General features: G+C 33.6%; 8 protein-coding genes and 2 pseudogenes. 3 read left to right on the top strand and 7 right to left on the bottom strand.

Going from position 1 to position 11,088, the window contains the following annotated elements:
* The 6 genes and pseudogenes from F6K54_RS30745 to F6K54_RS30720 all read right to left on the bottom strand — a co-directional run.
* The coding region (locus F6K54_RS30745) for a serpin family protein (RefSeq protein ID WP_293086361.1) at positions 1–1,051 on the bottom strand (1,051 nt) is incomplete at its 3' end.
* 913 nt (positions 1,052–1,964) lie between these two features.
* Positions 1,965–2,105: a hypothetical protein gene (locus F6K54_RS30740; RefSeq protein WP_293086359.1), complete on the bottom strand. Its 141-nt coding sequence runs from the start codon at positions 2,103–2,105 to the stop codon at positions 1,965–1,967.
* Positions 2,092–2,208, bottom strand: a pseudogene (locus F6K54_RS43280) (zinc ribbon domain-containing protein); the annotation flags it as partial. The pseudogene F6K54_RS43280 and the gene F6K54_RS30740, both read right to left, overlap by 14 nt.
* A 775-nt stretch (positions 2,209–2,983) precedes the next feature.
* Positions 2,984–3,550, bottom strand: a complete 567-nt coding sequence (locus F6K54_RS30730; RefSeq protein WP_293086364.1) for a serpin family protein — start codon at positions 3,548–3,550, stop codon at positions 2,984–2,986.
* Between the two features lie 159 nt (positions 3,551–3,709).
* Positions 3,710–4,234, bottom strand: a pseudogene (locus tag F6K54_RS30725) (serpin family protein); the annotation flags it as partial.
* Positions 4,235–4,442: 208 nt separating this feature from the next.
* Complete coding sequence (locus F6K54_RS30720) at positions 4,443–5,756, bottom strand: serpin family protein (RefSeq protein WP_293086356.1); 1,314 nt, start codon at positions 5,754–5,756, stop codon at positions 4,443–4,445.
* Between the two features lie 32 nt (positions 5,757–5,788).
* Between F6K54_RS30720 and F6K54_RS30715 the strand changes: the two genes are divergently transcribed.
* The 3 genes from F6K54_RS30715 (at position 5,789) to F6K54_RS30705 (ending at position 10,406) form a co-directional block, all read left to right on the top strand.
* Positions 5,789–6,271 (top strand): ABA4-like family protein, encoded by a 483-nt coding sequence (locus tag F6K54_RS30715; RefSeq protein ID WP_293086353.1) that lies wholly within the window; start codon positions 5,789–5,791, stop codon positions 6,269–6,271.
* Between the two features lie 1,158 nt (positions 6,272–7,429).
* Positions 7,430–8,851 carry an NAD(P)/FAD-dependent oxidoreductase gene (locus F6K54_RS30710; RefSeq protein ID WP_293086350.1) on the top strand — a complete coding sequence of 474 codons (1,422 nt, stop codon included), beginning with the start codon at positions 7,430–7,432 and terminating at the stop codon, positions 8,849–8,851.
* Positions 8,852–9,776: 925 nt separating this feature from the next.
* Positions 9,777–10,406: a Uma2 family endonuclease gene (locus tag F6K54_RS30705; protein WP_293086347.1), complete on the top strand. Its 630-nt coding sequence runs from the start codon at positions 9,777–9,779 to the stop codon at positions 10,404–10,406.
* A gap of 140 nt (positions 10,407–10,546) precedes the next feature.
* Here F6K54_RS30705 and F6K54_RS30700 read toward each other — a convergent pair whose 3' ends face one another.
* Positions 10,547–10,756: a hypothetical protein gene (locus tag F6K54_RS30700; RefSeq protein WP_202219114.1), complete on the bottom strand. Its 210-nt coding sequence runs from the start codon at positions 10,754–10,756 to the stop codon at positions 10,547–10,549.
* Positions 10,757–11,088 lie beyond the last annotated feature (332 nt).

Raw genomic sequence — 11,088 nt, 5'->3', positions numbered from 1 at the left:
AGGGACGATTAACAAACATATTTAAACTTATCATCATAGAACTTGCTACTGGCATAATTATACTGGTAGCTGCTGCTGCTTCTGTTCCTGTTTCATTTACTTCTACAAATGTTTTATGTTTAATTTCATCAATATATAACTTTGGTGGAATAGAACGCATTCCTGAAAAATCTGCTGTTTTTCTGTCAAAAGCTATTTCCATTCCTAAAGTTTTTAATACGTCATTGAGGGTAATTTCATATTCATTTTTAAATTTGGGTAGAGTTAATGTGACTCCTTGAGATTCAAACTTTAGCATCCAATTTTCCCAATTTTCTTCGTTTAAAGTTTGATGGAATTTTTCTAATCCTATTTCTTCTTTGGGGAGAAATACATACATACTGACGCGACCTTCTCCGTAAGGTAAACTAATGGCTTGGAAAGTTTGATTTTCATAATATGAATATTGAGATAATTTCAACATTGTTGGATGTTGTTTTTCTATTCCATTAGATAGATAAAAAGGCTGGTCTAGGGTAGAAAAATTATCAAATTCTTTTTGCCAGTTTCCTTGAAAATAAATAGCGTTTAACAATACCATGACTGAATCAGGATCTAGGGTGTCAATTATTCGCTCGATTTTGCTTTTGGTATTGTCTTTTATCCAATTATTGATAATTTCTGGGGTTTGAGGATTTTCAAAGTCAATTTCTCTGATTTGACTCTGATAAATTTCTTGGTTTATTTGTAGAAAGTTTTGCTCAAAAGGTATTCCTATTTTAGTCCAGATTGAGTTAGAAATATTTAACTTAATGTCTGAATTTAAACTATCTAATAAATTTCCTAATTGTTGATTTGCTTGATTGATTTCTTCTAAGCTCATTCCTTGAAAGTTTAAAGTTTTAGCCATAGCTTCTTGAGTTTTTCCAGCAGCGCCATTGTAGGTCATTGATAGAGCGATCGCTATACTAATGGGTGAGATAAAAATATTTTCATTTGCCTGGGATTTTTGAATTTCTGAAAATAGTTGAAAGGCAAATTTGTTATTAGCAGAAACTAATTTTTCAATCATGTTTATATCTCCGATTTTGGGTAGGATTAAGCATTTCCTACGGAATGCTCCCCAAACAGCAGTCAGCTAGCCTCTTACAGAGGAACTGCGTTATCAGCTCTTGAGAAACACCTACATTTCCTGTTACATAATTGGTAAGCATTCAGCTATTAGCAGTCAGCTTTTCCTGCGGAATGCTGCGCAAACAGCAACAAGACTCTCTCCTTAAGAACAGTGTTTAAATTAATATAGAATTTAAGGGCAAGAGAGCCAACTTTTCTAGTAAGATAATTAGGGTTTGCGCTCAAAAGTCTGATTGTGATGATAGGGAACAGGGAATACTTAACTGGGAACAGTTTAGACTATCTGCTACGGCCAATTTTTTTGATACTCAGAAGAAAAGTATTAGCATTTTGAGGCAAAAACAGCCAAAAACCTTGCACTTTTTAAAGGCAAAAAAAGGCTGAAAGCAATATCAGTCAATGCGCGTGATATTTAATCAGCAAGCCCTAATTAATAAAGCTTTTATCGTAAACTAAAAGGAATAGCTGATAGCTGATAGCTGATGGCTGAATGCTTACCATAATTGTATTAATTGAACTTAAACTCGTCGTTCTTGTGCGTTATTCTCTGATTAAAAATGTAATAGAAGTTAAACGAATGCTTGCTTGATTTATTAAAAAGCTAAGAACTGTTTGGGCAGCAGTCCGCAGGAAATACTTACAATAATAGCTTATTTGATTTTTATTGCTGACCGCTGATAACTAATAGCTGTTTGCGCAGTATTCCGCAGGAAATGCTGAGGATTTTTGCTAATACAATCATACCAAATTCAAAGAATTATCTACTATTTTACTGCTCTGAGTTTAGTAAAAGTATGAAAGTTAATATCTGAAAATTTCTCAGATATTATTTTGTGAAACATCTTGAATTATTACGGATTACCAAGCTCCAGAGCATGAGACAAATCTTTTCCTGTTTTCTCTGGGGTTAAAAACATGGAAATCAACATCATTTCTGTTCCAGTTTCATTCACTTCAACGAATGTTTTATGTTTAACTTCAGTAATTTGCAAAAATACTTTTTCCTTTAGAGCAAGTTTTAGATGATGGAAAAAATCTGTCTACTACTACTAATTCACAGTCGTACCATTGACACTTGTATTCTAGCTGTCTTCTAAACTCATAAAATCACTATCTGCTAACTGATTTAGCCAGCTTATGGTTAGCTAAGATACCAGACACATTCAAAGAGATAAAGAATGGATTCTATAGAAAATATACTTCCTGTTTTCTCTTCTGAAAAGCTTTATCTGTCAGCTTTTTAAGGTTTCATAATTGGTTAAAAAAACATTTGTATAAATTAAGCTTATAAAATATTGTCAAATATATTTGGAATTTAAACTCAATTTTTCCAAAAAAGTTCAAATGAGCTATTTAGGGGGAAAAATAGGGATAATTTGAGTGCAAACGGGGTTTCCTTGGCCATTTATTAAAAGTCTTGATATATAAGAAATATAGGGTGGTTGCTTGTGAAGAAATTTTCGTGTATTTTTGAGGTAAGTAATTCGCTCTGCGTAGGTGCTTTTTAAAATGAAAAAAATAATTAGTGAGTGGAAGTGCGATCGCGTAGCGGAACGGAGTTCTATCGCGCTAGTGTAACGTAGTTTTATCGCGTAGCGGAACGGAGTTCTATCACGCTAGTGTAACGTAGTTTTATCGCGTAGTGGAACGGAATTCTATCGCGCTAGCGTAACGTAGTTTTATCGCGTAGTGGAACGGAATTCTATCGCGCAAACGTAACGTACTTCTATCAATTTGGATATATTTTTTGACTACATCAATTTTACGCAGTCTAAAGATACCAAATGGCTTCTATATATTCCCTGTTGCCAGATGAGCTGTTGGCTAAAACCGATAAATTTTTGGCTTTATTCATGCATTGAGATGTACCCTAATTTTCTGGATTTGAAATTTCTCCCATAAATAGAATAGTGCCAGAATCATCATCTCTAATTGTCAAAAAGAAGGGGCGATCAACTAACATCTCAAAAACTATTTCTCTTTGTATACTTCTTGACATTATTACACTGGTAGCTGCCGCTGCTTCTGTTCCAGTTTCATTCACTTCAACGAATGTTTTATGTTTAACTTCAGTAATATGTAAGTGTTCGGAACTAATTCCAGAAAAATCTGCTTTGTCTTCAAAAGCGATTTTCATTCCTAATGATTTCAGCGTCTCATTGAGAGTAATTGCATATTCATTTTTAAATTTTGGCAAACCTAAATCAACTTTGCAATAGTCAAACTTTTGCATCCATTTTTTCCAGTTTTCCTCATTTAAAATTTGATAAAATCCCTCTAATCCTGTTTCTTCTTTGGGGAGAAATATATACATACTTACACTACTTTCTCCATAGGGCAAACTTACTGCTTGGAAATTTTCATTTTCATAATATAAATGTCTTGATAATTGAGACATAATTGGATGTTGTTTTTCAGTTCCATTGTAAGCATTCAGCCGTCAGCTATCAGCCATCAGCTATTGTTTTTTTTAGTTATAGATAAAAGCTTTACTAATTGAGTGAGAATTAAATTTTACTATAAAAGCTGGCTGAAACAGTCTATATATTAAAATCCCCTTATTAGAGCTGAGAGCTGACAGCTAATAGCTGAATGCTCACGTTCCATTGGGCAAATAAAAAGGCATTTCTTGAGTATAATCTTCTGAAAATTCTTGTTGCCAATCAGCTTTGAAATAAATAGCATTTAATAACGCCATATCAATACTGCGATCATCTGGTTCAATGATTTTCTCTATCTTACCTTGAGTCTTATCTTTGACCCAATTATTGATTATTTCTATACTTAGAATTTCTTTGACTTGACTCTGATAAAATTCTTGGTTGATTTGCACAAAACTCTGATAAAAAGGTAGTCCTTGTTGAATCCAGATTGAGTTAGCAATATATAATTTAATCTCAGGATTTAAACTATCTAATAAAATTCCTAGTTCTTGATTTGCTTGATTGATTTCCTCTAAATTCATACCCTGAAAATTTAGAGTTTTAGCCATAGCTTGTTGAGTTTCTCCCCGAGGGCCGTTATAGGTCATTGATAGAGCGATCGCTATACTTATTGGTGAGATAAAAATATTTTCATCTGATTGGGATTTATGAATTTCTGAAAATAGTTGAAAGGCAAATTTGTTATTAGCAAAAACTAATTTTTAAATCATGTCTATATTCAATATCATTGTTGTTCCCTATTTCCTTTTTTTCTAATTTTCGGGTGCATCTCATAGCAAGCAAAAATACTTTTTTCCTATATATTCCCAGATGAGCTGTTGCCAGATTAGCTGTTGCCTAAAAGCGATAATAATTTTTTGGCTTTGTTCAAAATTGAGATGCACTCTAATTTTCTGGATTTGTAATTTCTCCCATAAATAGAATTGTGCCAGAATCATCATCTCTAATTGTCAAAAAGAAGGGGCGATCGACTAACATATCAACAGGTATTTCTACACTTCTTACTCCCATAGTTATACTGGTTGCTGCTCCCGCTTCTGTTCCTGCTTCATTAACTTCAACAAATGTTTTATGTTTAATTTCATCTATATATAACTCTGGTGGAATAGAACGCATCCCAGAAAAATCAGCATTATTTTTGTTAAAAGCTATCTCCATTCCTAAAGATTTCAACGCATCATTGAGGGTAATTTCATATTCGGTTTTAAATTTTGGCAAGCCTAGATTTACTTTACAATAGTAAAATTGCAGCATCCAATTTTCCCAGTTTTCCTCATTTAAAATTTGGTAAAATTTGTCTAATCCTACTTTTTCTTTGGGAAGGAATATATACATACTTACTCGTCCTTCTCCATAGGGTAAACTCACTGCCTGAAACTCTTCATCTTCGTAATATAAGTATCTAGATGATTGAAACATTATTGGATGTTGTTTTTTTGTTCCATTCGGTAGATAAAAAGGTTGTTCTTTTGTGGAATCTTCTGAAAATTTTTGCTCCCAATTGCCTTGAAAATAAATAGCATTTAACAATACCATTACTGTATTAGGTTCGAGTTTTTCGATGATTTTATCAATTTTTCCTTTAGTAATGTCGTTGACCCAATTGTTGATAATTTCAGGACTTCTAGGATGCTCGAAGTCTATTTCGCTTACCTTGCTCTGATAAAAGTTTTGATTTCTTTGCAGAAATTTTGGCTCAAAAGACATTCCTTTTTTCGTCCAGATTGAGTTAGCAATATCTAATTTAATGTCTGGATTTAAACTATTTAATAAAATGCCTAATTCTTTGTTTGCCTGATTAACTTCTTCTAAACTCATTCCCTGAAAATTTAACGCTTTAGCCATAGCATCTCTCGTTTTTCCTTCGGCACCGTTGTAGGTCATTGATAGAGCGATCGCTATACTGCTCGGAGAGATAAAAATATTTTCATTTGATTGTGATTTTTGAATTTCTGAAAATAGTTGAAAGGCAAATCTATTATTAGCGGAAACTAATTTCATACTGATGTTCATATTTTCTATTTGAGCTAATATATTCTGTCGGGGATTTGTCTGATTATTGGTATAAAATTCCCGGTTCTTTAACCTTATTGCAGCTCCAGGCAAATTATAGATACTAATAATGATAATCATAGCTATAGTCCCTAGAGACATTTTTGCCGAAATGGCATAACATTTATTTAAAAGTTCTTTCAACATTTTCTTACTCCTACTGGAGTCAATAACTAACAATGACAATCGATCTAATTTTCAACGGTGCTAACTTATTTGTATTACCATTTTGGGCATTAATAATATTTTTGCCTAACTGGAAAGTTACTCGCAAAATCATGGAATCTTTTATTCCGTTTGTATTATTAGCAATCCTTTATCTTTACCTACTAATAAGTAGTATTACCCCTGAATCTGCCGCTGCTTTATCCAATCCTACTTTGCCAGATATTGCTAAATTCTTCTCCAAAGAATCTGCTGCAGCAACAGGATGGATTCATTTTCTGGTCATGGATTTATTTGTCGGTCGTTGGATTTATTGGGAAGGACAACGTACTGGTGTTTGGACTGTCCACTCAATAATTCTTTGTTTGTTTGCCGGACCTTTTGGCTTATTATCTCATATTTTAACCTATTGGATTAGTCGGAAATTCTTCGGTAATCCTACAGATGATACAACTACAACACCGACTGTAGAACAAGTTTCAACAATTAATAATTAATAATGTAAGCATTCAGCCATCAGCTATCAGCTATCAGCTATTTATGAGAGTAGGAGGTCAAAGCAATTGAACAATTGAGAGAGAATTAAAAGTTACTGCCAAGGTATGCTCCTTCAACCTGAGAAGGAATTATTTATTATTTGTTGAAGTGCTGACTGCTAAGAGCTGTTTGCGCAGCATTCCGGAGGAAATACTTACTTAATAATTACCTCTCTTTGAAAATAAAAGGATTGACTCAAAGGAAAATTTTTTCTTCTCTTGGTCAATCCTCTCCCTTTTAGGCAGAGGTAATTATCCATTAATGAATCCCTACTCCTTACTCCCTCTTTTCTGGAGATGTCTAATAGTTTGTTGGGTACATCTCATATTTGCAAAAATACTTTTTTCCTATATATTCCCAGATGAGCTGTTGCCAGATGAGTTGTTGCCTAAAAGCGATAAATTTTTGGCTTTATTAAAAATTGAGATGGACCCAGTTTGTTGATTTGATCGATTCTTAATTAATCTTCAGTAGTTTCTCATACTTGACTAAGATTTTGAGGGTTTAATAAATAATTATTGGATTTGAGATTTGAAAGAGTTTGAAGATGCGGAGTTGCTTTTATGGGATATTCCCCACTAATTAATACTACTAAATATCGTATTTTTTTTGATATTAAAGCTATTTATTAATCTGCTTTTAGTAGATAATTTTACTCTGAATCATCTTTTATGTGCCGGGTTTTATACCCCACTGTCAATGGTTTACAAGGGTAGTGCCGCTACGCGGAAGTTAAAAGTCAATCATTTTTGATTTGTAATTGTTTTAGGATTTTGTAACTGGTCAATTATTTCCGCCATCTTGTAGTAGGTTTTTTTACCTTTGATGTAAAAGAGCGTGGGGAGTGTGGGGAGAGGGAGAAGTTTTGAAGCATTTATTGTATAAATAAAGTACATTTTTGTGGAAATTTTATACTGAATAAAAATGATTACTCGCCTCTTTGTTAAAAACCTAATTCCTGTAAGACCCTCAATAGGAGTGCTTAAAATTGTTTGGAGTTATAAGACTAAGACACGAAGTGGCCTCTCGTTGACTATCCATAAGCAAATTTTTCCTTCTTCCTTCTTCCTTCTTGCTTCTTCCTTCTTTTCATTTCCCATTTTTATAGAGGTAAAATTATGGCAGTTGAATATGATATTGTGATTATTGGCGGTGGTTCTGGAGGTTTAGTTGTAGCTTCTGCTGCTGCTCAACTTAAAGCTAAAGTAGCATTAGTAGAACGGGACCGTCTTGGTGGTGATTGTTTGTGGTTTGGTTGTGTTCCTAGTAAGTCTTTAATTCATGCTTCTCGTGTTGCTTATCAAGTAAAAAATGCTTCTAGGTTTGGCATTTATACTCAACCTCCAGAAATCGAATTTGCTAAAGCAACTGGTCATGTTCAGCAAGTAATAGATAATATTCAACCCCATGATTCTCCAGAAAGATTTAGAGGTTTAGGTGTTGAAGTTATTTTTGGAGAAGGTAAGTTTATAGACCGCAAAACTTTTGAAGTTGATGGTAAAAAATTAACTGCTAGAGCATTTGTAATTGCTACGGGTTCTAGACCTGCAATTCCATCTGTGGAGGGGTTAAATTCTGCTGGTTTCCTGACAAATGAAAAGGTATTTTCTCTACAAGAAAGACCAAATTCTTTGGCAATAATTGGTGCTGGACCGATTGGTTGTGAATTGGGTCAAGCTTTTTCTCGTCTTGGTAGTAATGTGACTATTATTTCTAGTAGAAGTCATATTTTACCGAAGGAAGAACCGGAAGCTGCTCAAGTTGTACAGGAACAATTTGAGTCGGAAGGTATTAATATTTTGAAGGAAGTTAGGGCGGAAAAAGTAGAGGTTGTTGATGGGAAAAAAGTAATTACGGCAGGTGGAAAAAATATTATAGTTGATGAAATTTTAGTTGCTGGTGGTAGATTGCCAAATGTAGAATCTTTGAATTTAGATGCTGCTGGTGTGGAGGTAGGAAAGCAGGGAATTATTGTTAATGAAAAGTTGCAAACTACTAATTCTAAAATTTATGCTTGTGGTGATGTAATTGGTGGTTATCAGTTTACTCATGTGGCTGGTTATGAAGCGGTTGTTGCTTTAACAAATGCCTTATTTTTTCCCATTAGTAAAGCTAATTATCGGGTTATTCCTTGGGCAACTTTTACTGACCCAGAATTGGCAAGGGTAGGGTTAACAGAACAGCAAGCTAGGGAGCGTTTTGGAGATGATGTTTGTGTATTGAAGCAGCCTTTTTCTGGTGTAGACCGCGCTCAAGCTGAGGCGGCTACAACTGGATTTGGTAAGATTATTACTAGGGGTAATGGAGAAATTTTAGGGGCGCATTTAGTTGGTATTTCTGCTGGTGAATTAATCCATGAAATTGTTTTGGCAATGTCGAATAAGTTACCTGTTTCTGCTTTGACTGGAATTCATATTTATCCGACTTTATCTGAGGTAAATAGTAAGGCTGGTTTATTGTTGAAAAAACAGAAATATGCCAAGAATTTATGGCAGCAAAATATGTTGGAGAAGTTCTTTAATTGGAGGCGATCGTTTTAAAGGAAGGAAGAGGTTAAATAATTTAGAATTTAGAATTTAGAATTTAGAATTACCTCTTCTTAATTAATGGAGAGGCTTTATACCTGAATTTTTCAGTAAATTTAAAAGCAATTGTAGGGTGCGTTGCAACGCACCTTATAACTTATAAGTAAATTCGTAGGGTGGGCAAATAATAATTTTTTGGTAGTCCTGCTCGCTTAATGGTAGATAGGAATAAAAAATTCTTGGTACGGGAGCAAGATGCTCCCACTACGGTGTTTCGTCACAAAAATAATTACAATGCACAACCAATGAAAGACCCAGATTTTACTGACAACTAATAACTAATAACTGATAACTGATAACTGATAACTGAAATGAAGAAATATCAAGAGTTTCGACTGCTTCAAAATTTCGTTAAATAATGATGTTTATTTGTGCCTCTCTACTTAGGGCTTGCTGATTAAATCTAAAGGTATTTACAGATAAAGGCTTTAGCCTTTTTGGAGTCGAAAAAAGTGCGCCTGTTTCAGCTCTTCACGCTCAAAAAGTTAGTATTTTAGGCGCATAGTTTGGCAGAAAAATCAAGGGACAAAACTTAGCTCCTACCTCCTCTAAATTCTCTTTTCTCCTGTCTCCTGTCTTCCCCTCCTGGGAGGGGTTAGGGGTGGGTTGTCTCCTACCCTAACCCATAAGACTTTTTCAGCAAACCCTACTTATAATTGCGATATTAAATCCTATAAAATTTGCCTACTTCTTTTCTGTATTGAGGATATTTTTGCCCATAAATATTATTTAAAACCATGAAAAAGCAAGAGCTGAAACAGTCCAGTAGGGTGCGTTAATGAAATGTAACGCACCGCCAACCCAGATTTTACTAATAACTAATAACTGATAACTAATAACTGATAACTGATAACTGATAACTGATAACTGATAACTGAAAATGGTTCAATTATTACAAAAACTAATAACTTTTGATGAATTTACTGAATGGTTACCCGAAAGTAGACGTTATGAATTACACGAAGGCAAAATTATTGAAATGCAACCCACAGGCAAACATGAAGATATTACTGGATTTCTTATTCAAGAATTAACCCTAGAATACATGAGGATGAAATTACCCTATCGTATTCCTCAAAAAGCATTAATCAAACTCAAAGATAAAGAAACTGGCTATAATCCAGATGTACTAATTATGGACCGCCAAAATTTGATTAATGAGCCATTATGGAATGATAAATCAACCCTTATTCATGGAGAATCAATTCCTTTAGTTGTTGAAGTAGTTAGTACTAATTGGCGTGATGATTATGGTTATAAACTAATTGATTATGAAGCAATGGGTATTCGTGAATATTGGATTGTTGATTATTTAGGAATAGGAGGTGTTCGTTTCATTGGGAATACCAAACAACCAACTATTTCTATTTATCAGCTTCTCAATGGAGAATATCAAGTACAACAATTTAGAGGAAAAGATTTGATTAATAAGTCTTTAATTTTTCCGGAATTGAATTTGACAGTTGAACAGATTTTTCAAGGTCAACGTTCATTAATGAATAATGAATAATGAATAATGAATAATGGATAATGGATAATGGATAATGGATAATTATTTTTGAGCGCAATAATTAATTATCAGGAGAGGCTTTCAATTTAATGAATTAATTACCAATTAGAATTATCTATTGGTAAGTACTCAAACAAAAATTACTTATCTTTATTACTTGCCCAACTTTGATACGCTACGAACAAAAATAAAATTCCAAAGAGGAATATAAAGATACCATATTCTCGAATTAAACTTTCTGAACTATCATCAATTTCTGCTGTTTCTAATCCTAATTTACGTTGCAAAGACTTCAAAATTCCATAAAGTTTCTGAGAAAGATTCATTAAAACAAAGGGGATATACTTCATATTTGAGTATAGATGTAAACGATTCTTCAATCATTATCGCTCAAATATACAATTATGCAAAGATGATTATTAATTTGTTTAGTATTAGATTGAAATGTGACTTAGATATAGTGTAAGCATTCAGCAGTCAGCTATCAGCTATTGCTTCTTTTTAGTTCTAGATAAAAGCCTTACGTAAGCATTCAGCAGTCAGCCATCAGCTATCAGCTATTGCTTTTAATTTAGGATAAAAGCCTTATTAATTGTCTTACTACAAAATTTGGCTTCCTTACCCTTAAAGTCAGTTGTTAATTTAAACACTGTCCTATATGAGAGAGTCTTGTTGCTGATAG

Origin of the sequence: Okeania sp. SIO3B5, from assembly GCF_010692555.1 — a bacterium.
Taxonomy (GTDB): Bacteria; Cyanobacteriota; Cyanobacteriia; order Cyanobacteriales; family Microcoleaceae; genus Okeania.
This window is presented reverse-complemented; position numbering and strand designations above follow the sequence as displayed.